Origin of the sequence: Flavobacterium sp. FlaQc-52 (assembly GCF_044007495.1) — a bacterium.
Lineage (GTDB): Bacteria > Bacteroidota > Bacteroidia > Flavobacteriales > Flavobacteriaceae > Flavobacterium > Flavobacterium cupriresistens.
Genome location: NZ_JBIPCV010000003.1, coordinates 142,197 through 168,385, shown reverse-complemented (window position 1 = coordinate 168,385; position 26,189 = coordinate 142,197). Strand labels below are relative to the sequence as shown.

Sequence of the window (26,189 nt, the reverse complement as noted above, 5' to 3'; positions counted from 1 at the left end):
ACTGAAAACGCTATAAATCATGCTTAACAAAGGTTTACGAGACGAAGAAAAAATTAGAATCGATAATGTTTTAAAAACGTTGCGAACTATTGTCTTTGTACCTCAGCCATTAAGCAACTCAGATAAAATTGACCTCGATAATCAATTAAAAGAATTCGGTTTAAACATTGAAACATTAGTTGACTATTCAAATGAAGATTTGATCACCTTATTGCTCCGACTTCATTTTGACTGGGATCATCTCGAGCAATTTGCTGATTTTCTAATGAGTTTTTCCAAAGTCGAAGGTTACACTTTTCACGAAAAAGCTTTGGCTGTTTATCAATACATCCAGCAGGAAAGCAAGGTCTTTTCTTTTGGAATTAATACTAAAATCACTGCTGCTAAAAACAAATAGAGATGAGTAATACCGATTGGAAAACTGACCGAATTAAAAACATTCTTCCCCAAGAGTTCTACCAACTTATTGATAAGAATAAAAGTCATATTGCACAAACCTTTCCGCTAACACTGGCCAACTCTGACACGCTCAAGAAAACAGAGGGCTTCCTGACTGTCAATCTTGAGAAAGAGAAAAACAAAGAAGGTTATTTCTTTTTCGCGAGAGCCGTCGAAACCAATGCTTTAATTGGTTATCTGTGTGTAAAATCTATAGACTATCGCAACTCTAAATGCGAACTCGGCTATTTCATTGACGAAGATTTTCAGGGAAAAGGAATAATATCAAAAATGGCTTCTGATGCGCTTGATTTTTGTTTCAATGAATTATTGATGAATAAAGTTTTCATCTGTACTTCAGAAATTAATTTCGCAAGTCAGCAGATTGCATTAAAAAACAACTTCAAACAAGAAGGAATTTTACGCGACGAATTTAGAAACGGTGATGGCGAATTGCAGAACACCGTTTATTTCGGCTTGCTTAAATCAGAATACGAAAACAATGAAAGATAAATTTTACGCCTACATTCAAAAACTACAAGACCAGATTTGCGCCGGATTAGAAGCCGTTGATGGAACTGCAAAATTCCGTGAAGACCTTTGGAAACGTCCGGAAGGTGGTGGCGGAAGAACCCGTGTGATCGAAAATGGAGCTGTTTTTGAAAAAGGTGGTGTCAACATTTCAGCCGTTCACGGAAAATTACCGGAAGCCATGCAAAAGATGTTTGGTGTTGGCGAAGCAGATTTTTTTGCCTGCGGACTAAGTTTGGTTTTACATCCAAAAAACCCAATGGTTCCTACAGTTCATGCCAACTGGCGTTACTTCGAAATGTATGATACTTCGTCTTCGCTCAGTACAGAACCAAGAAAAGTAATCGAGCAATGGTTTGGTGGTGGACAGGATTTAACGCCTTATTATTTGTTTGAAGAAGATGCAAAACACTTTCACCAAACCTGTAAAACAGCTTGTGAGAAACACAATCCGGAGTTTTATCCAAAATATAAAAAGCAATGTGATACTTACTTCTGGAATGCACACCGAAATGAGGCTCGCGGACTAGGCGGTTTATTCTTTGATTATTGCAAAGCAAATGAACAGATGTCAATGGAAAACTGGTTTAATTTTGTTAGTGAAGTGGGAAATAGTTTCCTTGAAGCTTACGTTCCGATTGTAGAAAGAAGAAAAAATCTTCCATACACACCCGAACAAAGAAACTGGCAGGAAATCCGTCGTGGCCGTTATGTTGAATTTAATTTAGTTCATGACAAAGGCACTTTATTCGGTTTAAAAACCAATGGAAGAATCGAAAGTATACTGATGAGTTTACCACCTCATGTGCAGTGGGTTTACGATCATCATCCGGAAACGGGAAGTGAGGAAGAGAAATTATTAAATGTTCTTGAAAATCCGATTGATTGGATTTAAAATATAAAACTAAAACAACAACACGATTTTAAGAAAGCAGATCCATGACTTATGATTTCAAGAAGTCAAAATCTAAAATCTAAAATCCAAAAATCTAAAATTATATGTTCCCATTACACAGAGGCAGAAGATTAAGAGTAAATGAATCCATTCGTTCTTTAGTCCGCGAAACCAGTTTGAGTCCATCAGACTTTATGTTTCCTATGTTTATTGCTGAAGGCGAAAATGTAAAAGTAGAAATTCCTTCTATGCCGGGAATTTATCGCAGATCAATTGATTTAACCGTTGAAGAAGTCAAAGAAGTTTATGCTTTGGGTATTCGCGCCGTTAACATTTATGTAAAAGTCAGCGAAAACTTAAAAGACAATACCGGTAAAGAAGCCTGGAACAAAGACGGATTGATGCAACAGGCCATTCGTGCCATCAAAGCAGCTTGTCCTGAAATGATTGTTATGCCGGATGTGGCTTTAGATCCTTATTCTATCTACGGTCATGACGGAATTATAACCAATGGCGATGTAGAAAATGACAGCACCGTTGAAGCTTTGGTCAAAATGGCCGTTTCTCACGCTCAGGCCGGAGCCGATTTTGTCGCGCCGAGCGATATGATGGACGGACGTGTTTTACGCTTAAGAGAAGGCTTAGATGCAGCCGGTTTTCATAACGTTGGTGTCATGAGTTATTCGGCTAAATATGCTTCTGCTTTTTACGGTCCTTTTCGCGATGCATTAGATTCTGCACCAAGAGAGGCTGATGTGGTGGTTCCAAAAGATAAAAAGACCTATCAAATGGATTATGCCAACCGTATTGAGGCTATCAAAGAAGCTTTATGGGATGTAGAAGAAGGAGCTGATATGGTTATGGTAAAACCGGGAATTGCTTATTTGGATATTGTTCGTGAAATAAAAAACGCTGTGAACGTTCCTGTTACCGTGTACCATGTTTCGGGAGAATATGCCATGATCAAAGCAGCCGCAGAAAGAGGTTGGTTAGACCATGATAAAATCATGATGGAACAGTTAATGTGTATCAAACGCGCCGGAGCCAGTTTAATTTCGACTTATTTTGCTAAAGAAGCCTCCATACTTTTAAATAAATAAAGATGAAAAAAACGATCTGTATTCTAGTACTGTTTATATCGGCCGTTGTTTCTGCTCAACAAGAAATCACAACAACCTTTATAGAAAAGTGGGACAATTCTAAAACCTATCTTTATGACATCGCGAAAGCAATGCCTGAGAGTCAATATGATTTTAAGGCTACTGCAAGAGAAATGAGTTTTAAAGAGCAAGTATTTCATATTTTAGAAAATATGGATTGGTTGAGTACTACTTATTTTTCGACCGCTAAATACCAAAAGAAAGATCGTTCAAAAATCACATCAAAAGAAGCTATTTTAAAAGAAATTGAAAGCGCTTTTGATAAAGCAAAAAACACCGTAAAAGAGGACAAGAATCCAAATTTAAATGAGAAAGTAGATTTTTTTGCCGGGCCGAAAACAAGGCTCCAAATTCTAAATTTAATGCAGGATCATGTCACACATCATCGCGGACAACTAATTGTCTATTTAAATTTAAATCAAATCGAACCCCCTAAATATGTTGGTTGGTAAAATTAATTAATCATGAAAAAAATACTATTTCTATCTGCCGTTTTAGCTTTGGCTTCCTGTAAAAAAGAAACTGCAGAAAACCCTGTTCCGGAAACAACAGAAGCGTATTCAGAAGGAGAAACGGCAAAAGCAGCAACTCCGGAAGCTTTAGGACAACAAATCTTTGAAGGAAGAGGAAACTGTACTTCCTGTCATCAGGTAGATCAAAAAGTGATTGGCCCAAGCATTAAGGAAATTGCAAAAATCTACAAAGACAAAAATGGGGACATTGTTACTTTCTTGAAAGGAAATGCAGAGCCAATCGTAGATCCAAGTCAGTTTGCCGTTATGAAAACTAATTTTCCGGTAACTCAGGCCATGTCTGATGAAGAACTAAAAGCTATAGAAACCTATATTTACAGTAAACTAAAGTAATTCAGAAATACATAAAAAAGTAAAACGGCGCTAATTCAGCGCCGTTTTTTTATACTGTTCTTTCAAAACTATTCCTTAAACCGCAACAAAAAGCCAACCCCTGACATAAGGTTGTCACAGCACTATTTTAGCTTTGTATCATATTAAACTAAAAATTAAAAAACATGTACACTCAAAAATTCAATGTAATTGGTATTTCCATGCGAACGACTAATGAAGAAGGTCAATCCGGTAAGGACATTCCGGCACTTTGGAACAAATTTTTCTCTGAGGCTGTCGGTGAAAAAATTCCAAACAAGATATCGCAGGACATCATCTGTATGTACACCGATTATGAAAAAGACCACACCAAACCTTATACCACCATTATAGGTTGCGTGGTAAACAATTTAGAGGTTATTCCTGAAGGAATGATCGCAAAAACAATCGAAGGAGTACAATATCAAACGTTCACCGCAAAAGGAAATTTAGCAGAAGGAGTCGTCTATAACGAATGGATGAAAATCTGGGACTCCAATCTGAACCGCACTTTTACCGCCGATTTTGAAGTTTATGGAGAGAAAGCCCAAAATCGCGAGGATGCGGAAGTTCCTATTTATATCGCTATCCAGTAATAAATAAAGAAATCAGGTAGTATATTTTCTCTTACACAAAATTTGCAGATTAGGCTGATCTTTTAATAGAGAAAAAAAACCTCAATCTGCAAAATACGCGTGAAACTCTTCCACAAACGAAACACTACCACACAAAAAAACCGTCTCTTGTTAGGGAGACGGTTTGTTTATTTTATAGTTTCTGATTACCAGATTTTAACTCGTTTGTCCGGGTCAACATACATTTTATCCCCTTTCTTAATTCCGAAAGCATCATAAAAAGCATCTACATTCTGAATTGGCACATACGCTCTGTACATTCCAGGAGAGTGCGGATCTGTTTTCACCTGACTTTTGATTGCTTCGTCTCTTGATTTTGTTCTCCAAACCGTAGCCCAAGAAATAAAGAAACGTTGCTCCGGTGTAAATCCATCAATTAAACCAGGATTTCCGTTTGCTTTTAAATACAATTGTAATCCATCGTAAGCAGCGTTTATTCCACCTAAATCACCAATATTCTCCCCTAAAGTAAATTTACCATCTACGTGAATTCCAGGTAACGGCTCTAAAGCACTGTATTGTGCTGCAAGTGCGCCACCAAGTGCTGTAAATTGTTTCAAGTCATCAGCAGTCCACCAATCAACTAAATTTCCGTCAGCGTTGTAACGAGCACCTGAATCATCAAATCCGTGTGAAATTTCGTGACCAATTACCGCTCCGATTCCACCATAATTTACCGCTTCATCAGCTTGGTAGTTATAAAATGGAGGTTGCAGAATAGCTGCAGGGAAAACAATTTCGTTATAAGAAGGATTAAAATAAGCATTTACCGTTTGTGGAGACATTCCCCATTCTGTTTTGTCAACCGGTTTGCCCAATTTAGCTAAATCTTCTTTGAAATCCCATTTAGAGAACGTTTGCATGTTAGAGAAATACGTTCCTCCTTCAGCAACATTTTTGATTGTCAAAGCAGAATAATCTTTCCATTTGTCCGGATAACCAATTTTAACGGTAAGTTTCTTCAACTTTTCAATTGCTTTTACTTTTGTCTCAGCCGACATCCATGCCAAAGCATTGATTCTGTTTTCGTATGCCAAAATCACATTTTGGATCATTTTCTGCGCTTTCACTTTTGCTTCAGCAGGAAATAATTTTTCAACATATAATTTCCCTAACGCTTCTCCAACAGTGTTATTAACTACCTGCAAAGCTCTTTCTTCACGTGGACGTTGTTTTAACGTTCCGGTTAATGTTTTTCCGTAGAAATCAAAATTAGCATTTTCGATATCAGTCGATAACAAAGAAGCTGATCCGTTAAGAACAGACCATTTTAGGTATTCTTTCCACTCTTCTACTTTTTTTGCTGTAAAAATCTTTTCCAGATCGGCCATGTAACGCGGTTGAGTTACAATAACAGTATCAACTTTTGCCATTCCGATTCCGGCAAAATATTTATCCCATTGAATAGAAGGAACTGTCTTTTTTAAATCAGCAACAGCAGTTGGGTTATATTGTTTTCTACGGTCTCTGCGTTCTACACGATCTAATCTTGGCGCAGACATAGCGGTTTCTAAAGCTAAAATCTGAGCTGCACTTTGTTTTGCTTTTGCAGGAGACTCGCCAATAAACTGCATCATTCTGGCAATGTGAAGTTCATATTTAGCACGTTTTTCTTTAGAATCTTTATCATCAGCATTGTAATAATCTTTATCCGATAAACCTAAACGTCCTGGGCCCATACTTACCGAATTCACATTACTGTTTTTCGCATCAGCACTAACTCCAACTCCAAAAAAACCAACACCACCCTGAGGTTCCATTTCGATAAGGAAATTTTGTAAATCCGCTACGTTTTTAATAGCATCAATTTTCTTTAAAATAGGCTCAATCGGTTTTATACCTTGTTTGTTTCTTCCAACAGTATCTAAAATAGTATTGTATAAAGCAATTGCCTTACCTTGATCTGTGTTTGATTTGTACTTTGGATCTTTCGAAGCTTCTTTTAATATAGCAAGCGAATTATCATCCGTTCTTTGTCTCAATTCGTTAAAACTTCCCCATGAATTTCTGTCACTAGGAATTTCCGTTTTGTCTAACCAACTTCCGTTTACGTAGCGAAAAAAATCTTCACTTGGACTGATTTTGGTATTCATGTACGAAACATTGATACCCGGTTCCTTTGGTTTTGCATCCTGAGCCTGCGCAGCTAAAAATGTAAACATTGCAGAAACAACACAAAACATAGGCTTGTTTAGCTGTTTAATCATTATAATTTATTATTTAAGGTTTAACACAAACATATTGTTATTATTTCAAACTTTATGTTAAAATTGAACAATAATCTGCCACAGCTTTTTTAATGCAAATATTTCATCACAATAAGCTAAAAATTTCATGAATATATATTCCCTTTTTACCTTCTATTTGAAATTGTTTTTGGAATATTTGCCAAACCAATTCAAACAAAAGTGAAAGCAAGAATACAAGCCGCATTATCCGGTAGAGTTGAAGCTATCGGACTACCAATTCTCGCCTTATGTTGGGTAAGTTTCTTTTGGGGAACCACCTGGCTGGCTTCAAAAGAAGGTGTAAAACATATGCCTGCTTTACAACTGGCAACCATTCGTCAGTTTTTAGGAGGGATACTCTATGTTGGTTATTTCTTATATAAAAAAGAACCTTGGCCCAAAGGCAAACAATGGACAACGATTTTGATTTTAGCCATCTTAAACTTTGTTTGCAGTAATGGTTTAAGTACCTGGGGAGTAAAATACATAAGCAGCGGACTTGGTGCGATCATTGGTGCGATCTTCCCGATCTGGATTGTTGTTATCTGTTTCTTTAAAGGGGAGCGAATAGCAAAACTGGCCGTAACCGGACTTTTAATTTGTTTTGGGGGAATCTGTATTATTTTTATGGATCATCTGGGTGATTTTCTGCGACCGGATTTTCAATTTGGAATCTTCCTGTCTGTTGCATCGACCATTACGTGGGCTTTCGGGATTTTACATACCAAGAAAAAAGCAGCCAGTTTTAATCCGTATTTTAGTTTGGGATTACAAATGTTGATTTCAAGTTTTATCCTTTTGAGTGTAACAGAGCTTTCCGGAATTAATATCCCTTACAGTCAAATACCAACAACTTCCTGGTGGGCGATTGGTTATTTGGTAATCATTGGTTCTGTATTAACTTTTATTGCTTTTATATATTCTCTGCAACATCTTCCAACTGAAGTTAGCAGCATTTATGCGTATATCAATCCGGTTGTAGCTATTTTATTAGGCTCCTTTATTTTTGGGGAAATGCTTACGCAAGCCATTACAATTGGAGTAATCGTAACCTTGATTGGATTGTATCTCGTAAACAAATCGATTCGAAAATTAAAAAAATAATATAAAATAGTACATCGCCAAAGTTAAAAAAACGAGGAATAAGGGTTTTAAAAACTGCTTTTTGTATTTTTGCGCCAAATCAAGTTTATGAAATCCTTACTTTACAAATACCGCAAATTCTTTATCGTATTAACTGTATTTTCTGTTATAACTCTTTCTTTGTTTTATTCTGCTTTAAAACCGCAAAAAACATTACCGATTTACAATCCTGCCGATGTAAATCCGGAAATGGTCGACAGTACGGTTCAATACAAAAGTAAGTACCACACCATTGCCGATTTCTCTTTTGTAAACCAAAACGGAGATACTATCACACAGAAAAACTATGAAGGTAAAGTATATGTAGCCGATTTTTTCTTTACAACTTGTGGTTCTATCTGTCCTAAAATGACAACCAATCTGGCCGATGTTCAAAAGGCCGTTCTGAATAATCCAAAAGTGATGTTATTGTCTCATACTGTTTTTCCTGAAGTGGACAGCATTCCTGTTTTAAAGGCTTACGCCATAAAACATGGTGTAGTAGACAGCAAATGGAATTTGGTAACCGGAGACAAAAAAGAGATTTACACCATGGCCAGAAAATCCTATCTGGCAGTAAAATTAGGCAGACCCGATCAACTATACGATATGGTTCATACTGAGAATTTTGTTTTGGTAGATCAAAAACGCCGCGTTAGAGGTTTCTACGACGGAACCAATAAAGAAGATGTAAAACGTCTGATAGAAGACATCAATTTCCTTTGCGAAGAGTAAAATCTCTCAATTTTTAGAAACATTTAGCATTTGTGTAAGCATTAAACGCCATTAAATACAGAATAATTACCTATTTTTGCAATCTAAATTCAATCTAAATAAGCTTGCAAAATACTATCCACACTCTGAAAAAAGGCGAGAAAGCCATTATCAAAGATTTTGATATCGATGTTATTCCTCTCAAATTATTAGAAATGGGTTGTTTGCCGGGCAGCATAGTAGAATTACTTCAGATTGCCCCTTTTGGAGATCCTTTGTACTTGGACATTAATGGTTCTCATGTGGCTATTCGCATAGAAACTGCTCGTGAAATTGAAGTTGAACTTATCAAAACCAATTTGTAATGAGTGTTCAAAATATCAATGTTGCCCTTATTGGGAATCCAAATACAGGAAAAACTTCAGTATTCAATCAACTTACCGGACTAAACCAACACGTTGGGAACTATCCGGGAATTACCGTTGAGAAAAAAATGGGTTTCTGTAAACTCCCACAAAACATCAAAGCAAACATACTGGATCTTCCGGGAACGTATAGTCTGAACGCAAGTTCTATGGATGAAAGTGTTGTGATTGAGCTTTTGCTTAACAAAAACGACAAATTATATCCCGATGTTGCCATTGTTATTACGGATGTAGAGAATTTAAAACGAAATCTTCTTATTTATACCCAAATAAAAGACCTTGAAATTCCAACGATATTAGTCATCAACATGGCCGATCGTATGGAAACAAAAGGAATTACGCTTGACATTCCGCTACTTGAAGCGCAACTTAAGACTAAAATTGCTTTGGTCAGTTCGCGCAAAGGGCACGGAATCGATGCGTTAAAAGAATTAATTGTTTCGTACAAAACACTTCCAACAGAACCTTGCCTGAATGCATCGGTTATGGATAAAGCTTATTTTGAAAGCTTACAACAGGCATTCCCGAATCAATTGTTATATAAATTGTGGCTGGTTATTACCCAAGATGTAAACTTTTCGAATTTAGATCGACATGAAATTCGCAATACGTTTACAAAATCACATTCTGAATTAAAACGTCTGCAGCAGCAGGAAACCATAAAACGTTATCAATTTATAAATAATGTTTTAAAAGAAGGATTGAAAGTGGATGCCTCAATGGCAAAAGACATCAGAGCCAAATTAGATCGTGTATTGACCCACAAAGTATGGGGATATGCTATTTTTCTTGGAATTTTGTTTCTTATTTTCCAATCTATTTTTTCGTGGTCTACCATTCCAATGGACTTTATTGACGGTAGTTTTGCGGCATTAAGTGCCTGGACAGCCGAAACATTACCAAGCGGTATTCTAACAGACTTACTCTCTGAAGGAATAATTCCGGGAATAGGCGGAGTAATCATTTTTATTCCTCAAATTGCCTTTCTGTTTTTATTCATTTCGATTTTAGAAGAAAGCGGTTATATGAGTCGCGTCGTCTTTTTGATGGATAAAATCATGCGCAGATTTGGGCTTTCAGGAAAAAGCGTGGTGCCTTTAATATCGGGAACGGCTTGTGCTATTCCTGCAATCATGGCAACACGTAATATCGAAAACTGGAAAGAACGTCTTATTACCATTTTAGTAACTCCATTTACAACCTGTTCCGCAAGATTACCGGTTTATGCGATTATTATCTCTTTAGTAATACCAAGTAAACGAGTGTTCGGAATCCTGAATCTTCAAGGTTTAACGCTGATGCTTCTGTATGTTTTAGGGTTTGCAGGTGCGATTATTTCAGCCTATATTTTAAATAAAGTTCTAAAATTAAATACGAAAACGTATTTCGTTGTCGAAATGCCAAGTTATAAACTACCCCTATTTAAGAATGTTGCCATCAATGTTGTTGAAAAAACCAAAGCGTTTGTTGTAGGTGCAGGTAAAATCATTTTGGCCATATCGGTTATTTTGTGGTTTTTGGCGTCTTACGGACCAGGAAAGAATTTTAACGATGCAGAAGCTATCGTAAAAGAAAGAACCACTGAAAAGCATTTGAATGAGGTTGAATTTCAAAACGAAGTAAACTCCCAAAAACTAGAAAACTCTTATATCGGATTGATGGGAAGAGCCATCGAACCGGCAATCGCACCATTGGGCTACGATTGGAAAATAGGAATCGCACTAATCAGCTCTTTTGCAGCCCGTGAAGTTTTTGTGGGGACTTTAGCGACGATATACAGTGTGGGTGACAGTGAAAACGAAGACACTATAAAAAGTAAGATGCAACAAGAAGTTAATCCACAAACCGGTGAAAAGATCTTTAATTTTGCTTCGGGAATTTCACTCTTGTTATTCTATGCCTTTGCGATGCAGTGTGCCAGTACACTTGCCATCACAAAAAAAGAAACCAATTCTTGGAAATGGCCGGCTATGCAGCTATTCCTTATGAGTGCTTTGGCTTATTTTGCCGCATTAATTGCTTTCCAAATTTTAAAATAAAAAGCCATGGTACAAGAAATTATTGCCTTCGCCATATTAGGATTCGCCGTTGCCTTTCTGATCAAAAAATTCTTCTGGAAATCTAAGAAGAAAAAAGATTGTGGTGATGACAATTGCGGGTGTGGGTGATTTTTTTTAAAGGTTCTGAGGTTCTGAGTTGCTAAGATTCTGAGATTTTATGCTTAGCAACTATATTTCCCTTGAGATTTAACTGCAAGCAACGCAAAGTTTGAGTATAACATTACGACTCCTTTTTACTTTTATACCCTATTTTTTCTGCACGCAGATTTAGCAGATTAGGCTGATCTTATTTACCTTTTATAAAAAATGTGTGCAATCTGCTATCCGAGTGATAGCGAACTGGCGAAGCAAATCTGCCTGCAAAAGAAAATCTTTTCGAGCCTTGGTTAATTTTTTAATTACAAAGTAAAAACACAGTTCGCAAAGGTTTTCCGCAAAGTTCGCTTTCACTCATGAAAACAGAAAGATGGTCATCGAAACCAAAACTGAAAACTGAGACTGAGACTGAGACTGCAAACTACTTAACACCCTCCCACTCTGCATAGAACTGCGACAGGAACAACTCCATAAAATGATGTCTTTCTGCGGCGATTTGTTTTCCGGTTTCGGTATTCATTTTGTCTTTTAGGAGTAAAAGCTTTTCGTAGAAATGATTTATTGTGGGCGCATTGTTATTCTTGTACTCCTCTTTGGTCATGTTTGTAACCGGAGCAATTTCGGGATTATACAATGCTCTGTTTTTAAAGCCCCCATAATTAAAAGCTCTGGCCACTCCAATGGCTCCAATGGCATCTAAACGATCCGCGTCCTGAACAATATCTAGCTCTATAGAAGAAAACTTCTTTTCGAAATTACCGCCTTTGTAAGAAATGTTTTCAATTATTTTTATAACGTGTACAATAAGTTCTTCGGAAACATTTTCTGATTCCAGAAACAAACGAGCTGTTTTAGGCCCAATCGTTTCATCTCCGTTATGAAATTTACTGTCGGCAATATCATGAAGCAAAGCTCCTAATTGCACAACTGTAAGATCACAAGTTGTGTTTTTAGCAATTAAAAGCGCATTTTTATACACACGCTCGATGTGAAACCAATCGTGTCCACCTTCAGCATCGTTCAATTTTTCTTTTACAAAAACTATCGTTTTGTTTATTAGGTCTGTAATATTCATAACTTTTTTACTGTTAAACGAATTCTATTTATGTTTAGTATCGGCACAAAGATTTACTTGAGCTCCCTTATTTTCATTTAAATCTAAACTGAAATTAACCTTATAAAAAATGTTGATTATCAAAGACTTGTTAGCTTCAACAATCAACATTAATTTATTATTTTTATTAAATGCAACTTAATTGCAATATCAAAAATCAATCAAAATCAGAAATTCAAGCTTCGCCAAAAAATCTAAAATCTAAAATCTAAAATCTTAAGTCTAAGATTTACAATCTAGCCGGTTCTACCCATTTGAAGATATGTGACTCCTGTGGAATAACCAATCTCTCCGAGATTCTTGCCATACGAGCCGGTAATTTCATTAAATAATCACGTGCTTTTTCGGCTTCATCTGTTAAATTAGAAATCTTATCAATTTCCCATTTATCGATTAGTTTTTGCATAATATCCACATAATCGTTTGCTGTATAAACACCGATACGTTGTGCTGAATCTGAAAATTGTTCAAAAGCTGAACTAATCTTTTGACCAGATTCTCTTAGGAAATGTGCCGGCATAACGATTTTTTGTTTCATCATATATTGAAACGCCAACATCATTTCGCTTGGATCAACCTGGAAAATTCTAGTTACAAATTCGCTATAAGCATGATGATGACGCATTTCGTCACCAGCAATCATTTTACACATTTTAGACAACTTATTGTCACCAAACTTCTTCGCCATTTGAGCAACTCTATTGTGCGAAACATACGTTGCTAATTCCTGGAAACTGGTGTACACAAAGTTTTTATACGGATCAGATCCCGTTCCGATATCAAAACCATCGTTGATTAAATGCTGTGTGGTCATTTCGATTTCACGCATGTTCACACGTCCTGACAAATACAAGTATTTATTCAATAAATCTCCGTGGCGGTTTTCTTCACCCGTCCATTGACGGATCCATTTTGACCAACCATTTCCACCATTTTCTACCTGATTTATTCCTTCTACATCCATCAACCAGGATTCGTAAGTTGGTAAAGCTTCTTCTGTGATCGTATCACCAACAAGTGTTACCCAGAAATCATATGGCAATTCTTTAGCAATCTCGCGCAACTCTCTTACCTCTTCAAAGAAGTTATCTCCTTCAGAATTAGGCAAAAAATCAGACGGTTGCCAAATTTTTTCCACTGGAATTAAATACTGCTCAACGAAGCTGTCCACGTTTTTTTCCAAAAACTGCATTACTTCTAATCTAATGTTTTTTATAGACATTACTTATTTTAGATTTGGGATTTAAGCTTTAGCATACACTACAAGCAAAAATCTATTTATATTCATTTACTCCTTCTACAACTGCCTTTTCTGTAAGCGCCATTAACTCGGCAAAATCATAATCCTTTACCGCCATCGCTTTATGAGCTGTAAAGGTAAGGTGATTTCCTAAACCAACAGGAAAAAAACCAAAACGTACCATTTTCCATGAATTGTTGATACTTATCGGTACCACATAGGCTGATGGTGCATATTTACATAAGATTTTTAATCCACTTTGGGCAAATTCTTTCGGTTTTCCGGTTTTGCTTCTTGTGCCTTCGGGGAAAATAACGGCAGATCTCGTGTTTTTTTCAATATATTCAGACAGACCCTTGATTACCGGGATCGCCTGTTTAGGGTCTTTACGGTCAATTAGCACAGATCCTCCATGTCGTAAATTGAATGAGACACTTGGAATTCCACTACCTAACTCTTTCTTACTGACAAATTTACAATGAAATCGTCTAAAGTACCAAATCATTGCCACGATATCGTACATACTTTGGTGATTCGACACAAATATTAAAGGAACTCCGGTAGGAATTATCTCCCTGTTCTCTATTTTATACGTTGTTCCCGCAAGATTAGTACATCTTAAAAGGAAGAAGTTTAAATAATCAACGCTTTTTTTATGAGCCTGATAACCAAAAACGTTTAGGCAGATCCATTGAATTGGGTGAAAAACAACCAGACACAATCCAAAACATAAATAATAAATTACGGATATGGGATACGAAATTATCTTTTGCATGCTTGAAAAAATTAAAGGCCAAAAGTAATAAATAAATTTTTAGCGCTATTAAAATTAAAAACAATAACCGTATTTCTGGTTTAATTGTACCTTTGCCTGATAATTTTGCAAATTTTTTCTGAACTAAATGAACTTTACCTATCCCAAAAATGAACGTTTAAAAAGCAAAACAACAATTGGTTTACTGTTTTCTGAAGGAAAATCGGTTTCAAAATACCCATTGCGTTTGGTTTATCATGTTGGAGAAGTGGAAGCTGAAGAAAAAATCAAAGTTGGCGTTTCGGTCTCAAAAAAGTACTTCAAAAAGGCCGTCGACCGCAATTACTTCAAACGTGTTTTAAGGGAAACCTATCGCCTCAACAAACACTTACTTTGGGACAATCTGGAAGGAAACTATTCTTTTATGCTTTTTTACCAAACTAAAGACCGATTATCGTACGAAGAAATCAATACCAAAACAATCCAGTTGTTTGAAAAATTCCTTCTGCAGCTAAACAAAACGAACGATTCTGAGAATAAAACTGAGTTATAAGATTCGAAAGACAACTTAATTTATCAAATTAGATAAAAAATTCTAAAAAAATTGTAGTTTTAGCTCTAAATTGAAATTTTATGCGATATATCTTCTACGTATTCTTTTTTGTATTGTTTTTAGCGGGTTGTGGAAAGGAACAACAAGATGAAGTTAATAACGACATTAAGATTTCGGCTATAAAACTGCCTGCCAAAAAAATGGAATCGGAAGTAAGTTATGACAAAGAAGTTCCGCCGCCACCTGAAATTCCACAAAAAATAATCCGACAAGCCACTTTGCGATTTGAAACGAGTGATTTAGAAAGCACTTTTGAACAAATTCAAAAAGCGATAAAAGACAACAAAGGAAGTGTACAGAATGATACGGAAGAAAAAGGATATGGTACAGCATCCAGAAACATAACCGTTCGTGTTCCCAGCCAGAATTTTGATGCTTTTTTGCAATCCATTTCAAAAGGAGTTTCTTATTTTGATACCAAGCAGATTTCAAGTGATGATGTAACAACAGAATATATCGACCTGGATTCCAGATTAAAAACAAAACGCAAATTAGAAACCCGTTATCTCGAGATCCTTCAAAGAGCCACTAAAATCAGTGAGATATTAGAAATAGAAAAACAGATTTCTGCTATCCGCGAAGAGATTGAAGCAAAAGAAGGGCAATTAAAATACTTAGAAAGTCGTGTTTCGGAAAGCACTTTTTATATTGAGTTTTATAAAACAACAGCCGAAAGAGAAGGCGTTAAGGTTTCCTACGGTTCAAAAATACTAAACGCTATAAAATCCGGTTTTTTCGAATTATCCGGTTTATTTATCTGGATCATAAGTGTCTGGCCGTTTATACTATTATTTGGCGTGTTGGGTTATTACATTAGAAGAAGATTTAAAAGAAAAAAAATATAATCATGTATCCTTATTTCAAAAAGAAGTTTGTCATTCCTGTCGTTGCGGCCGGGTTTTTATTTATCGGAACCAGTTTCAAAGACGATTTTTTCGAAATAGCCAAGCAAATCGAAATTTTCACCACCTTATTCAAAGCGGTGAACACCAATTATGTGGACGACACTAATCCGGGAGATTTGATGGATAAAGCCATTAAAAGCATGTTGGGCAGCTTAGATCCGTACACGGTTTATTTTAATGAACAGGATGTTGTCAACTTCAAAATCAACAACACAGGTGAGTATACCGGAATTGGTGCTCTGATTGCCCGAAAAAAAGACCGTCTGATTGTTCGTGAACCTTATAAAAATTATCCAGCTGACAAAGCCGGACTAAAAGCGGGAGATGAAATTATCCAGATTGGAGATGTCTTAATCGCCGATTTTCAAGATGATGCTTCGCAATTATTAAAAGGTGCAAAAAACACTAAAATCACCATAAAATACCTACGTCAGGGAAAACCATTTACAACAGAACTTGTTCTGGACGAGGTAGATATTAAATCGGTACCTTTTTACGGAAAAATCGATGATAAAACCGGTTATATCGTCTTGGCTCATTTTAGCAGAAAAGCTGCTGCTGAAGTAAAAGAGGCTTTGGAAAAATTAAAAGCGGACGGCGCCAAACAAATTGTACTTGATCTACGAGGAAATCCCGGAGGTTTGCTAAACGAAGCCATCGATATTTGTAATTTGTTTGTTCCAAAGAATGAGGTAATTGTGACTACAAAATCAAGAATTGAAAAACACAACAACATTTACAAAACACAACGAGAACCTGTAGACACAGAAATTCCGTTAGCCATCTTGGTAAACGGGAGAAGTGCATCGGCATCAGAAATTGTCTCAGGAGCTTTGCAAGATTTAGATCGTGCGGTAATTCTCGGAAGTCGCAGTTTTGGAAAAGGTCTGGTACAACGTTCTGTTGATCTGACTTATGGAACACAGCTAAAAGTGACTATTTCACGTTATTACACCCCTTCCGGTCGTTGCATACAGGCTTTGGATTATGCGCATAAAGACAAAAATGGTGTGGCACAAAAAACGGATTCCAAAAACTTTACTGCTTTTAAAACCCGAAAAGGCAGAACCGTATATGATGGTGGTGGCGTTTTACCGGATATTGAATTAGACGAGGCTAAAATGAGTCCGATCACCACTGCGTTATTAAAAAACGACGGTATCTTTGATTATGCCACTACTTACTACTATAAAAATCCGAATCTGGGTGATAAAATCCCTGTTGTAACCGATGCTGATTACACCGGTTTTAAACAGTATTTAAAAACCAACAAAATTACTTTTGACACAGAAACAGAAGTGGCTTTGAAAAATACTTTGGCTGCAGCCAAAAACGAAAAAATAGACGAAACAATTGCGCCTGAATACCAACAATTATTAAACGCCCTTGAGAAAAGCGAAACTACTTTGCTAGATAAAAACCAAAAAGAAATTAAAAACCTGATTCAGGAGGAACTTATCAAAAGGTACCAATATCAGGAAGGTTTGTATCAATTTTACATTAAAAACAATTCAGAAATTAAAAAGGCCGTAAACGTTTTAAACAATCAGACTGAGTATAAAACGATTTTAAAAATGTAAAAATGAAATTTTGTAAAACACTGTTTCTTTTCTTTATTTTCATCCACCTGTCAGCTCAAAAGAAACCCGTCGAAACGGTTTATTTTGATTTTGACAAATTTGATCTTACTGAAAAACAGACAGACGTTATTACAAAATTTATAAAAACCATCGACACTTCAAAAATCGAATCGGTACAGATCTACGGGTATTGTGACGATCGCGGTAATGATGAATACAATTTTCGATTGTCTAATAATCGTGTAAATACCATTCAGAAATTATTAATAGAAAATGGTTTTAACCAAAGTAAAATAATTATCCTTGAAGGAAAAGGCCGGGTGATCATCAAACCCGATACGGTAGAAAACCTACACGAAACCCGTTCGCAAAACCGCCGTGTCGATTTGATCGCCGTAAAAAAGAACTCGTTCGGAAAAGGGATTCATACCTCGTTTAAAAACCGCCTGAAAGTGGGCGATAAAATCTATTTAGACAATATTCTCTTTGATTTAGGAAGTTCTAAACTCACGAATAACTCCAAAAAAGAATTAGACAAAATCGCCAAAATTCTTGAGCAAAAGAAAACTCTTGAGTTCGAAATTCGAGGACATGTCTGTTGCACACCTGAAATTTATAGCGACGGAATTGACAAAGTTACTAAGGAAAGAAGACTTTCCTGGAACCGGGCCAAAACCGTTTTTATCTATTTGATGGGTCGAAAAATATCCAAAAGTCGCATGATGTATCAAGGTTGTGGCAATAAATATCCACTGGGCAAAGGAGACAACTTAGACCGACGCGTGGAGTTTGTGATTACCAAAGTTTGATTTTAACTTAAGTCCGTTGCATTTCAATATGCGGGATATCGTCTTCCAGATACATTTCGCTAGTTTGAACAAAACCGTGACTTTCGTAGAATTTCTTTAGATACAACTGCGCTCCGATTGTAATTTTATCGGTGCCAAAATTGGCTTTTATTCCTGCAATGGCTTCGCGCATTAAATCGTGTCCCCATTTTTTATCTCTATAATTGGCATCGACCACCACTCTGCCGATTGACGCATAATCAAAACTAATTCCGGCGTCAAATAATCGCGAATAAGCGACTACTTTTCCATCGTACTCACCAATTAGGTGCAAAGCGAGCTTGTCTTTACCATCAGGATCTAAATAAACGCAGTTTTGCTCGACTACAAAGATCTCGCTCCTTAGTTTGAGCAAATCATATACCTCATGTGCTGTTAATGCCTCAAAGGGCTTTATTTTCCATTTTATTTCCATCTGATTCTGTTTTTGTGCTATTCTAAAAATGGATTCCATCTTTTCTATATTTCAAACATAGAAAAATTATTCTTTAGAGTTGTGTTAAAGAACTAAATTAATTTTACAGACTTAATGGGTCGCTTAACGGTTAAATGATATCCTTAATTTGTCCTTTCGATTAAGGAGCCTTATTAGTTCAATGATAAAAGCGGAATACGATCATTAAAGAATCAAAATGTATGGCTTGCAAAGTTTTTTTGCACGCAGATTTTGCAGATTTTGCGGATTGTTTTATTGGGGAGGCTGACAAACCGAACGACACTCAATAGTCGAAGCTCATCTGCTTGAAAATGTTAATTGCAAATTGCTTGAATTAATATCTGAAGGTGTAGACAAACTTCATATCCTTGAATAGCCCTGCGAAAGGATTTCCCGGGTTTCAAACTATAGTTGCCCTTATACCAACAGGCTGTTAAACGAGCATGCTAATGCAATTATGATTAATAAAATACCAGCAATTAAAAAAAAGCAGGAAGCAAACAACAACCACTTACAATAACGCAAATCTTTCTCAAAGCTTATTTCTTCACTATTTATGACTTCCTTAAGTCGGATGAGTTCCGGTCTGTTGTTTATTACTTTCTGCTCCATTTCTGACAATTTTTGTCGCAAGCGAAAGCCTCTTATGAAATGAGTCATACAATCAGTCGAAAAATAGCGGTGACTTAATGCTACCAGCGCTGTTGCTATCAATGTTATTGCGCCAAGAAACAGCAGTATTTTATTTTCGGAAAATGGATCGATAAATATATTTTTCTTTCCATCATCTGTAACTTTAAATAGTACATTGGTAATTAAAAATCCATATATCGTTAAACCAAGTAATGAAAGCCTCAATATTTCTGAGGAAAAACTTTGATACTTCTCTAAAATTATAAAATCAACCTTATAGTTATCCTCGCTAATTGGGATGTTGCTTAAATATTTACTTCGAAGTGTTCTCATAAGTTAAACGTTAGGTAGTTACATGCAACTTCAAATGTACAAAACTCTTACAAAGTGTGGTAAAAATATCTTAAGACTGATTTAACCGCAAGGGGCGCAAAGAGGTTACGCAAGTTTCGCTAAGTTTTTTTTCCCCGTATGTCAGGCTGAGCGAAGTCGAAGCCCTCCTTTTTATTTAACTAGCCTTCGACTTCGCTCAGGGTGACAGTAGTATGAAGTAGAAATTGATTGTTATTTTGTGAAAACTTGTTTTCAACCACAAGGACCGCAAGTTTTTTTTGATATGTGGGGCTTTGTAAAAAACGCAAAGTTCGCAAAGCTTGATCTGAAAAACTTTATGCAAGGGCCACAAAGTTTAAAAAAAGTGGCCATCCCAATAATTTGAGACGGCCACTTTTTTTCCTTGCAGAAAATAGGGTTACTGTTTCTTCATCAGGATTTCCATACTCTTGAATTCCTCCCCTTTTTTGACTTCAAACATTTCCATTTTACGGGTCGTGGCGTCTACGAAAGTGTATAATTCTCTGTAGGGTGTTTTTTTGCCGTTTAATGGGTTTATCATGTCGCCTTTAAATTCTATACTTTTACTTTTTTCATCGTACTTGCCTATGGCTACCAACATACCGGTTCCCATATTATCAATAAAAGTAGTGGTGTATTCTTTACTGGCATTATTGTAGGCTAAGGTGCTTTTACCCTCAAAGGATTGTCCCATCATCATTCCTTTGTAACTAGATTCCTGATAACGACCGCCAAGTATCATTTTGATGACTGCTGTAGAACTGGCTTTCTGAGGTTTCCCGTTCGGTTCCATCCAAAAAGTCATGTCACACTTCCAGGTACCGTTTTCGTCAGCCATCATTTTGTGTGGAGTTCCGGGGGTTCCGTAAGCAATCCACGCTTTTTCTTGTGCCGCAGAATCGAGAGGTCGTTCTGCAATTGCTTCTTCTGTTTTTATACTGTCCGCAACTTTAGCATTATCGGCTTCGGTTTTCCCATCCTTTTTACAAGAAGAAAAACAAAATACGGACATCGATACTATCACATAAATTTTTTTCATAATTATCTCATTTAAAGTTTATTAAACAAAAGTAACGAAAAAACAGAAGCTATCTTTTATCTACTTTAACTGATTTTATGATCGCTTCAAGATCCAGCATTAAATCACGTTCTTCATCGGATGGGGAATAACAAAATCCTTCAATAACCAAAATTCTATTGTATGCCTCATCAATAATAGCATAATTGATAAACGGACCGGTCATGAAATCATTTTTTAGTTCCCAGGTTCCTTTGGTCTCAAAAGTCTTCTTTCCGTTTAATTCCGTCACTAAAAAATAGGGTGCATAGGCTTCACCCGTTATCATTTGTGTATTGGTTTCCCGTCCCTTTATATATCGGCCAACAGAATCTCTCATTTTAACGATATCCTCTACAACATTAGACCCTCGTTTAAGTTTTTTTAAGGGAACTTGATAGATAAGCAAACTTGTACTGCCACTAATGATCTCCTTTTTTAGCCAGATAAAATTCTTTTTATGCAACATGTATTCGTATCCGCTGGGAATTTGCAAATCGATATGAAATTTATTCTTTATAATAGTCGGATGCAAAAGTGATTTGCTGTTATCTTCCTGAATTTTCTGAATTTCGGCATCGCGGATCATTTTGATCATTTCAGCCGAATTTAATTCGATGCTGCAAATGATATCATCGACCGATTTTGCATAAATCCGAAAGGTGTTGTGCGGTAAAGAATGGGGATTGTGTTTTATCTCGAACTTATCGATCGTGCCTTTTTTTATGACAATAATACTTCGGCTGTCGGTAACGAAGCCTTCAAGAAGTTTGGCAGGATACTGATTGATCGTAAACAAAGGTTCTTCCTGTGTAAGACCAAGAACCGGAGAGGCAAATTTATTTCTGACGCTGTCTCCCACTTCGCCATACCACAACTGATCGTCGATGATAACAGAAATGGTGTTTGTTTTGCCTGATACAGGCTCAGGATGTTTGTCGTTTTTAAAACAAGAAACGAACAAACACGAAAGTAAAAGCAATAAAAAATGGGTTTTATTCATTTTTTTAATTTATGAAATAAAACCCAAATTTAGTTAAGATTTTTTATTATCCGTTTATTTTAAGTTTCATTCCCGGTTTTAAATCATCATCTTTAATTCCATTCCACTTTTTAATATCTGAAATTGTTACTCCAGGATACTTTTTAGAAATGCTATACAATGAATCTCCCTTTTTAACGTAATAGTCTTTACCTAAGTCTTTGGATGCTGCTTTCTTTTTGAATGAATCAACAGAATTTGAAGCAATTGCTTTCGTTTCTACAGTAACCTCTTCAATAACAGCCGTATTTTTAGAAACTACCAAAGTTTTTCCTAAAACAATATTATTTGAAGTCAGACTATTTAGTTCTTTTAAGTCAGCAATAGTCGTACCGAATTTTTTAGCAATACTGCCTAAATTATCTCCGCTTGCCACAATATACTCCTGAGACTGTTCGGTTGCTTTTTCTTTATGATCTGCAGCTGCAATAGCTTCTTCATTCGCTTTTCTATCCAAATCCGGAGTTTTCAACTCTTTCGAATTTTTAACTATCGGATCATTTGATTTGATTTTTAACGTTTTACCGTAAGCTACCGTGTTCGTTTTGATATTGTTCCATTTTTTTAATTCCGGAATCGAAACATCATATTTACTTGCAATTGAACCTAGATTGTCTCCTTTACGAACTTTATAAAATTGGATATCTTGTATGTCTTTTTCTACTTTCGTATCCACTTTTACTTTCGCTTTCGCTTTAGGCGCAACCTTCATAGCCAGTTGGGTAGGAAGACCTTTAAATTCAGAATCGTGTTTTACGTATGCGTAAATTTTATCCTCGTTAGAAACAAAAGTTGCTACCTTATCTTTTGGTAAACGCAGATAATGCGCTTCGTTTTGATAAAACGGTACTATATTTAATTTGTATGAAGGATTTAAAAGTTGAATCTGTGCTTGTGGCATATCTAACAAATCAGCTATTTGTTTGAATGACATTTGCGACTTAACTTGAACCGTATCGGTTTCGAAGTTTTTTACTACAGCTCTTTGTGGATTAATACCGTGTTCTTTATGGTATTCAAAAAGATACATGGTCGCCAGGAAAGCAGGAACATACCCTTGTGTTTCTTTTGGAAGGTGATTGCGAATATCCCAGTATTTTGTTTTTCCGCCGGAACGACGAATTGCTTTAGTAACATTTCCGGGTCCTGAATTGTAAGAGGCTAAAACAAGTTCCCAATTGCCAAAGATGTTAAACATCTTGGTCATGTATTCTGAACAGGCTGCAGTTGCTTTTAGAGGATCACTGCGTTCGTCAATATAGGAATCGATTTTAAGCGCGTATTGCTTTCCGGTTCCGTACATGAATTGCCAAATTCCTGTGGCGCCCATTTTAGAAACTGCTTTAGGATTTAAAGCAGATTCTACAACGGCTAAATATTTAATTTCCAAAGGAACATTTTGCTTGGCAAAGGCGTCCTCAAAAATTGGAAAATAGTATTCTGATAAGGACATCAATCGTGAAAACGATTTTTTCCTGTTTTTTAAGAACGATTTTATAATATTCTCAAGTCCCTGATTGTACTCAATTTCAAAAGGCGATTTCCCATTCATGGCCTGCAGTCGCTGCTTGAGCAACTCGGTTGGCAATTCTTCATTGACCGACACATCAGAATTGATGGTTTGAATGTCTTTTGTTAAATCGTCGTATATATCCAGGCTCACTAATTCATTCATCCAGAGACTGTCTACACGTGTAGCCAGTTCATCTTTTTTGAAAGTACTCTTAACCGAATCTAAATACGATATTTTTACTTCAGGCTTAATCGGAGCGTCTGTATTTGCAACATCTTGTGCAAAAGCAGCGATCGAAAAAAAAGCTGAAACCGCTAAGGAAATTTTTTTTACAATCATAGAACATTTATTTCAATAGGCTATAATTCAAAGCATTATAACACCATCATTTTGCAAACTTAAATGGTTTACAGCTGAAAACTATCTAAAAAAATGTTAAAACTACGATTTAATCTAAAATCGCAGCGATTCCCGGAAGTACTTTTCCTTCTAACATTTCAAGCATAGCACCACCACCTGTAGACACATAACTCATTTTATCTTCGAAACCAAATTGCTTTACTGCTGCAACAGAATCACCCCCTCCAACTAAAGAGAAAGCTCCGTTTTCTGTAGCTTCTGCGATATAATCACCAAGGGCAATTGTACCTTTAGCAAAAGATTCCATTTCAAAAACACCTAATGGACCATTCCATAAAATTGTTTTTGACTCTAAAATCACTTTTTTGAAGCTTTCTAAAGATTTAGGACCTGCGTCAAGACCTTGCCATCCATCAGGAATTGCTGTAACATCTACCACTTGCGTATTTGCCGTATTAGAGAAATCATCAGCAGCGACAACATCAACAGGAATGTGAACCTGTACCCCTTTTTCTTTAGCTAATCTTAGGATTTCAAGCGCTAATTCTTGTTTATCATCTTCACAAATAGATTTTCCAATTTTACCACCAAGCGCTTTAACGAACGTAAAAGTCATTCCGCCCCCAATGATCATGTGATCTACTTTGTCCAAAATATTTTCGATAACCGTAATTTTAGAGGATACTTTAGATCCGCCTAAGATAGCCGTTACCGGTTTTTCACTGTTTTTAAGTACTTTGTTTAAGCTTTCTATTTCTTTTGCCAATAAGGTTCCAAAACATTTTTCAGTTGGAAAGAATTGGGCAATAATAGTCGTAGAAGCATGCGCTCTGTGCGCCGTTCCGAAGGCATCATTTACATAGATGTCTCCAAGTGACGCTAATTCTTTCGCAAAAGCCACATCTCCAGCTTCTTCTTCTTTATGAAAACGCAAATTTTCCAATAATAGTACTTCTCCCGCTTTAAGATTCTTTGAAGCAGTCTGAGCAACATCTCCAACACAGTTTTCAGCGAACTGAACAGGAACTCCTAAAATTTCGGACGCTGTCTTTAAAATATGTTTTAATGAGTATTTCTCTTCAACACCATTTGGTCTTCCTAAGTGCGACATTAAAATTACACTTCCGCCTTGTGCCAAAATAGCATCAATGGTTGGTTTTGCAGCTTCGATACGCGTAGCATCCGTTACATTAAATTTTTCATCCAGCGGCACATTAAAGTCAACACGGATTATTGCTTTTTTATTTTTAAAATCGAAATTGTTTAAAGTTTTCATTTGATACTTATTTAATATTTTGAAAGAAAAACAAATATAGAACTTTTAAAGTAGTATTAAATTCGAAAAAAACAAAAATAGCGGGTCTATGAAAACGAAAACGTTGTAAATTATGAAAAAAAACAAATTTATATTTAAAAAAGATAAAAATGCTTATTTATATACTAACCGTTAAAACATACTGCAAACTAAAACTCCTGATCTTGTCAGAAAATTAGTTTGCAGTATACCTCAACTGTAAATTTTATTAATCGTGAACCGGACTTTGTGTACAAGGACAGCTACTAATAGATCCTAAGAAATCGAATCCGATAGTGACCATGTGCGTTCCTGAGTTGTAAGCTCCAAGATCATTGAACATCACCTGATACGAATACCCGAAGTAGAACTTAGATTTCATAAATCCGGCCATTGGCCCTACTGCCAAAGGTTTTCCAAACTGATCGTTCAGGAATCGATACGAAACCCCAACCCAGTAATAGTCTTCGTAACGGTTGTAATGTCTGTACTTGAAGTTAAAATCGGTACTGGAACGTTTATCATTTGCAAAATACTGGTAGTACACAGATGGTTCGTATTCTATTCGACTGTTTTCTGAATCTCTAAATACATATCCGGTATATACCTGATAATTGGATAACAATCGTGGTTCAAGAGCTCTGCTGGCATCCTTGCCGGTAACACCAAACTTGTCTATATTTTTCTTTAAGAGGTTGTTGGCATTAAAACTAACATAAAAATCTTTGAAACGATATAAGGCACTGACATCAAAGTTATTGTTTGCTGTATATCGATCGTCTGTAACATAGGCATCCAACGGTCTATCGGTCGAACTATCGAACTCATTAACATCAATTCGGAAAGTATTGAAGTTATATGAAATACCAAATGATAAATATTGTTTAGAATAATAATCTAAGATCAAATGGTGTGCAAAAGAGACTTTAGCACCGGTTTGTCTGGTGTATCCATTTTTATCATTATACATCGAAATACCAACTCCCGAACGATCGAGAATCCTGAAATCTGCATACACAGACTGGTTTTGAGGAGCGTCTTTGACACCAACCCATTGTGTAAGTCCATTGGCCCTAATTCTAAGATTGTCGCCAATACCTGCATAGGCAGGAGAAAGAACAAAAGGGTTGTCGGCAAGATACTGCGTAAATACCGGTAGGTTTAACTCCTGGCTGTAACTTGTCGTTACAGCCATAAGTACTAAGGATAAAATTAATTTTTTCATTGTAATAATTTTTTTAGATAACATCATAGGGGC

The 26,189-nt window shown here is 36.2% G+C and carries 27 protein-coding genes; 16 read left to right on the top strand and 11 right to left on the bottom strand.

Translation table 11 applies throughout. From position 1 onward, the window contains the following. Positions 1–19 precede the first annotated feature (19 nt). From ACHRV5_RS07345 to ACHRV5_RS07315, 7 genes are all read left to right on the top strand, one after another. On the top strand, positions 20–397 hold the full coding sequence (locus ACHRV5_RS07345) for a hypothetical protein (RefSeq protein WP_395426309.1): 378 nt from the start codon (positions 20–22) through the stop codon (positions 395–397). Positions 398–399: 2 nt separating this feature from the next. Then, a complete protein-coding gene (locus tag ACHRV5_RS07340) occupies positions 400–951 on the top strand; it encodes a GNAT family N-acetyltransferase (RefSeq protein ID WP_395426308.1) in 552 nt (183 codons plus the stop codon). Beyond that, on the top strand, positions 941–1,864 hold the full coding sequence (gene hemF / locus ACHRV5_RS07335) for an oxygen-dependent coproporphyrinogen oxidase (RefSeq protein WP_395426307.1): 924 nt from the start codon (positions 941–943) through the stop codon (positions 1,862–1,864). Before ACHRV5_RS07340 ends, hemF begins: the two co-directional genes overlap by 11 nt. 104 nt (positions 1,865–1,968) lie before the next feature. Then, a complete protein-coding gene (gene hemB / locus ACHRV5_RS07330) occupies positions 1,969–2,964 on the top strand; it encodes a porphobilinogen synthase (RefSeq protein WP_395426306.1) in 996 nt (331 codons plus the stop codon). A 2-nt stretch (positions 2,965–2,966) separates the two neighbouring features. After that, complete coding sequence (locus ACHRV5_RS07325; protein WP_395426305.1) at positions 2,967–3,476, top strand: DinB family protein; 510 nt, start codon at positions 2,967–2,969, stop codon at positions 3,474–3,476. Between the two features lie 12 nt (positions 3,477–3,488). Continuing rightward, positions 3,489–3,890, top strand: a complete 402-nt coding sequence (locus tag ACHRV5_RS07320; protein WP_395426304.1) for a c-type cytochrome — start codon at positions 3,489–3,491, stop codon at positions 3,888–3,890. Positions 3,891–4,054: 164 nt separating this feature from the next. Continuing rightward, positions 4,055–4,504, top strand: a complete 450-nt coding sequence (locus tag ACHRV5_RS07315) for a GyrI-like domain-containing protein (RefSeq protein WP_395426302.1) — start codon at positions 4,055–4,057, stop codon at positions 4,502–4,504. 185 nt (positions 4,505–4,689) lie between these two features. On the opposite strand, the gene ACHRV5_RS07310 is transcribed toward ACHRV5_RS07315, so the two are convergent. Next, the gene (locus ACHRV5_RS07310) at positions 4,690–6,750 is read right to left on the bottom strand and encodes a M13 family metallopeptidase (protein WP_230003987.1); all 2,061 of its coding nucleotides are present in this window, start codon (positions 6,748–6,750) and stop codon (positions 4,690–4,692) included. 201 nt (positions 6,751–6,951) lie between these two features. On the opposite strand from ACHRV5_RS07310, the gene ACHRV5_RS07305 reads away from it, so the two are divergent. The 5 genes from ACHRV5_RS07305 (at position 6,952) to ACHRV5_RS07285 (ending at position 11,200) form a co-directional block, all read left to right on the top strand. After that, positions 6,952–7,875: a DMT family transporter gene (locus ACHRV5_RS07305; RefSeq protein ID WP_395426301.1), complete on the top strand. Its 924-nt coding sequence runs from the start codon at positions 6,952–6,954 to the stop codon at positions 7,873–7,875. Between the two features lie 87 nt (positions 7,876–7,962). Beyond that, positions 7,963–8,628, top strand: a complete 666-nt coding sequence (locus tag ACHRV5_RS07300) for an SCO family protein (RefSeq protein WP_047776876.1) — start codon at positions 7,963–7,965, stop codon at positions 8,626–8,628. Between the two features lie 104 nt (positions 8,629–8,732). Beyond that, entirely contained in the window at positions 8,733–8,972 is a 240-nt protein-coding gene (locus ACHRV5_RS07295; RefSeq protein ID WP_047776875.1) for a FeoA family protein, read from the top strand. After that, positions 8,972–11,071, top strand: a complete 2,100-nt coding sequence (gene feoB, locus ACHRV5_RS07290) for a ferrous iron transport protein B (RefSeq protein ID WP_395426298.1) — start codon at positions 8,972–8,974, stop codon at positions 11,069–11,071. The genes ACHRV5_RS07295 and feoB overlap by 1 nt, the downstream gene beginning before the upstream one ends. A 6-nt stretch (positions 11,072–11,077) precedes the next feature. Then, positions 11,078–11,200: a FeoB-associated Cys-rich membrane protein gene (locus ACHRV5_RS07285; protein ID WP_230003993.1), complete on the top strand. Its 123-nt coding sequence runs from the start codon at positions 11,078–11,080 to the stop codon at positions 11,198–11,200. A gap of 409 nt (positions 11,201–11,609) precedes the next feature. On the opposite strand, the gene ACHRV5_RS07280 is transcribed toward ACHRV5_RS07285, so the two are convergent. The 3 genes from ACHRV5_RS07280 to ACHRV5_RS07270 all read right to left on the bottom strand — a co-directional run bounded on the left by ACHRV5_RS07280 (position 11,610) and on the right by ACHRV5_RS07270 (position 14,317). Beyond that, on the bottom strand, positions 11,610–12,263 hold the full coding sequence (locus ACHRV5_RS07280) for an HD domain-containing protein (RefSeq protein ID WP_230003995.1): 654 nt from the start codon (positions 12,261–12,263) through the stop codon (positions 11,610–11,612). Positions 12,264–12,531: 268 nt separating this feature from the next. Further along, entirely contained in the window at positions 12,532–13,524 is a 993-nt protein-coding gene (locus ACHRV5_RS07275) for an acyl-ACP desaturase (protein WP_047776872.1), read from the bottom strand. A gap of 52 nt (positions 13,525–13,576) precedes the next feature. Beyond that, positions 13,577–14,317 (bottom strand): 1-acyl-sn-glycerol-3-phosphate acyltransferase, encoded by a 741-nt coding sequence (locus tag ACHRV5_RS07270; RefSeq protein WP_047776871.1) that lies wholly within the window; start codon positions 14,315–14,317, stop codon positions 13,577–13,579. Positions 14,318–14,444: 127 nt separating this feature from the next. Here ACHRV5_RS07270 and rnpA point away from each other — a divergent pair, with 127 nt between their 5' ends. From rnpA to ACHRV5_RS07250, 4 genes are all read left to right on the top strand, one after another. Continuing rightward, a complete protein-coding gene (gene rnpA, locus ACHRV5_RS07265) occupies positions 14,445–14,849 on the top strand; it encodes a ribonuclease P protein component (RefSeq protein ID WP_395426295.1) in 405 nt (134 codons plus the stop codon). An 80-nt stretch (positions 14,850–14,929) separates the two neighbouring features. Continuing rightward, a complete protein-coding gene (locus ACHRV5_RS07260) occupies positions 14,930–15,754 on the top strand; it encodes a DUF4349 domain-containing protein (protein WP_395426293.1) in 825 nt (274 codons plus the stop codon). Positions 15,755–15,756: 2 nt separating this feature from the next. After that, positions 15,757–17,394: a S41 family peptidase gene (locus ACHRV5_RS07255; protein ID WP_047776868.1), complete on the top strand. Its 1,638-nt coding sequence runs from the start codon at positions 15,757–15,759 to the stop codon at positions 17,392–17,394. 2 nt (positions 17,395–17,396) lie between these two features. Then, positions 17,397–18,203, top strand: a complete 807-nt coding sequence (locus ACHRV5_RS07250; protein ID WP_395426291.1) for an OmpA family protein — start codon at positions 17,397–17,399, stop codon at positions 18,201–18,203. 7 nt (positions 18,204–18,210) lie between these two features. Here ACHRV5_RS07250 and ACHRV5_RS07245 read toward each other — a convergent pair whose 3' ends face one another. The 7 genes from ACHRV5_RS07245 to ACHRV5_RS07215 all read right to left on the bottom strand — a co-directional run bounded on the left by ACHRV5_RS07245 (position 18,211) and on the right by ACHRV5_RS07215 (position 26,156). Further along, positions 18,211–18,657 carry a GNAT family N-acetyltransferase gene (locus tag ACHRV5_RS07245; protein WP_395426480.1) on the bottom strand — a complete coding sequence of 149 codons (447 nt, stop codon included), beginning with the start codon at positions 18,655–18,657 and terminating at the stop codon, positions 18,211–18,213. Positions 18,658–19,095: 438 nt separating this feature from the next. Then, on the bottom strand, positions 19,096–19,644 hold the full coding sequence (locus tag ACHRV5_RS07240; protein WP_395426289.1) for a hypothetical protein: 549 nt from the start codon (positions 19,642–19,644) through the stop codon (positions 19,096–19,098). A 418-nt stretch (positions 19,645–20,062) separates the two neighbouring features. Further along, a complete protein-coding gene (locus tag ACHRV5_RS07235) occupies positions 20,063–20,704 on the bottom strand; it encodes a DUF1579 domain-containing protein (RefSeq protein WP_047776865.1) in 642 nt (213 codons plus the stop codon). Positions 20,705–20,753: 49 nt separating this feature from the next. Further along, the gene (locus ACHRV5_RS07230) at positions 20,754–21,725 is read right to left on the bottom strand and encodes a DUF4837 family protein (protein ID WP_230004009.1); all 972 of its coding nucleotides are present in this window, start codon (positions 21,723–21,725) and stop codon (positions 20,754–20,756) included. Between the two features lie 46 nt (positions 21,726–21,771). Continuing rightward, positions 21,772–23,616 (bottom strand): LysM peptidoglycan-binding domain-containing protein, encoded by a 1,845-nt coding sequence (locus tag ACHRV5_RS07225; protein ID WP_395426286.1) that lies wholly within the window; start codon positions 23,614–23,616, stop codon positions 21,772–21,774. A gap of 109 nt (positions 23,617–23,725) precedes the next feature. Beyond that, complete coding sequence (locus ACHRV5_RS07220) at positions 23,726–24,913, bottom strand: phosphoglycerate kinase (RefSeq protein ID WP_047776860.1); 1,188 nt, start codon at positions 24,911–24,913, stop codon at positions 23,726–23,728. A gap of 247 nt (positions 24,914–25,160) precedes the next feature. Then, a complete protein-coding gene (locus ACHRV5_RS07215; protein WP_395426284.1) occupies positions 25,161–26,156 on the bottom strand; it encodes a type IX secretion system membrane protein PorP/SprF in 996 nt (331 codons plus the stop codon). Between the last annotated feature and the right edge of the window lie 33 nt (positions 26,157–26,189).

What these genes read in the sequence shown, in the direction of transcription:
- ACHRV5_RS07345 (WP_395426309.1), top strand. Translation starts at nt 20, where the DNA reads ATGCTTAACAAAGGTTTACGAGACGAAGAAAAAATTAGAATCGATAAT.
- ACHRV5_RS07340 (WP_395426308.1), top strand. Translation starts at nt 400, where the DNA reads ATGAGTAATACCGATTGGAAAACTGACCGAATTAAAAACATTCTTCCC.
- hemF (WP_395426307.1), top strand. Translation starts at nt 941, where the DNA reads ATGAAAGATAAATTTTACGCCTACATTCAAAAACTACAAGACCAGATT.
- hemB (WP_395426306.1), top strand. Translation starts at nt 1,969, where the DNA reads ATGTTCCCATTACACAGAGGCAGAAGATTAAGAGTAAATGAATCCATT.
- ACHRV5_RS07325 (WP_395426305.1), top strand. Translation starts at nt 2,967, where the DNA reads ATGAAAAAAACGATCTGTATTCTAGTACTGTTTATATCGGCCGTTGTT.
- ACHRV5_RS07320 (WP_395426304.1), top strand. Translation starts at nt 3,489, where the DNA reads ATGAAAAAAATACTATTTCTATCTGCCGTTTTAGCTTTGGCTTCCTGT.
- ACHRV5_RS07315 (WP_395426302.1), top strand. Translation starts at nt 4,055, where the DNA reads ATGTACACTCAAAAATTCAATGTAATTGGTATTTCCATGCGAACGACT.
- ACHRV5_RS07310 (WP_230003987.1), bottom strand. Translation starts at nt 6,750, where the DNA reads ATGATTAAACAGCTAAACAAGCCTATGTTTTGTGTTGTTTCTGCAATG.
- ACHRV5_RS07300 (WP_047776876.1), top strand. Translation starts at nt 7,963, where the DNA reads ATGAAATCCTTACTTTACAAATACCGCAAATTCTTTATCGTATTAACT.
- feoB (WP_395426298.1), top strand. Translation starts at nt 8,972, where the DNA reads ATGAGTGTTCAAAATATCAATGTTGCCCTTATTGGGAATCCAAATACA.
- ACHRV5_RS07285 (WP_230003993.1), top strand. Translation starts at nt 11,078, where the DNA reads ATGGTACAAGAAATTATTGCCTTCGCCATATTAGGATTCGCCGTTGCC.
- ACHRV5_RS07280 (WP_230003995.1), bottom strand. Translation starts at nt 12,263, where the DNA reads ATGAATATTACAGACCTAATAAACAAAACGATAGTTTTTGTAAAAGAA.
- ACHRV5_RS07275 (WP_047776872.1), bottom strand. Translation starts at nt 13,524, where the DNA reads ATGTCTATAAAAAACATTAGATTAGAAGTAATGCAGTTTTTGGAAAAA.
- ACHRV5_RS07270 (WP_047776871.1), bottom strand. Translation starts at nt 14,317, where the DNA reads ATGCAAAAGATAATTTCGTATCCCATATCCGTAATTTATTATTTATGT.
- rnpA (WP_395426295.1), top strand. Translation starts at nt 14,445, where the DNA reads ATGAACTTTACCTATCCCAAAAATGAACGTTTAAAAAGCAAAACAACA.
- ACHRV5_RS07260 (WP_395426293.1), top strand. Translation starts at nt 14,930, where the DNA reads ATGCGATATATCTTCTACGTATTCTTTTTTGTATTGTTTTTAGCGGGT.
- ACHRV5_RS07255 (WP_047776868.1), top strand. Translation starts at nt 15,757, where the DNA reads ATGTATCCTTATTTCAAAAAGAAGTTTGTCATTCCTGTCGTTGCGGCC.
- ACHRV5_RS07250 (WP_395426291.1), top strand. Translation starts at nt 17,397, where the DNA reads ATGAAATTTTGTAAAACACTGTTTCTTTTCTTTATTTTCATCCACCTG.
- ACHRV5_RS07245 (WP_395426480.1), bottom strand. Translation starts at nt 18,657, where the DNA reads ATGGAAATAAAATGGAAAATAAAGCCCTTTGAGGCATTAACAGCACAT.
- ACHRV5_RS07240 (WP_395426289.1), bottom strand. Translation starts at nt 19,644, where the DNA reads ATGAGAACACTTCGAAGTAAATATTTAAGCAACATCCCAATTAGCGAG.
- ACHRV5_RS07235 (WP_047776865.1), bottom strand. Translation starts at nt 20,704, where the DNA reads ATGAAAAAAATTTATGTGATAGTATCGATGTCCGTATTTTGTTTTTCT.
- ACHRV5_RS07230 (WP_230004009.1), bottom strand. Translation starts at nt 21,725, where the DNA reads ATGAATAAAACCCATTTTTTATTGCTTTTACTTTCGTGTTTGTTCGTT.
- ACHRV5_RS07225 (WP_395426286.1), bottom strand. Translation starts at nt 23,616, where the DNA reads ATGATTGTAAAAAAAATTTCCTTAGCGGTTTCAGCTTTTTTTTCGATC.
- ACHRV5_RS07220 (WP_047776860.1), bottom strand. Translation starts at nt 24,913, where the DNA reads ATGAAAACTTTAAACAATTTCGATTTTAAAAATAAAAAAGCAATAATC.
- ACHRV5_RS07215 (WP_395426284.1), bottom strand. Translation starts at nt 26,156, where the DNA reads ATGAAAAAATTAATTTTATCCTTAGTACTTATGGCTGTAACGACAAGT.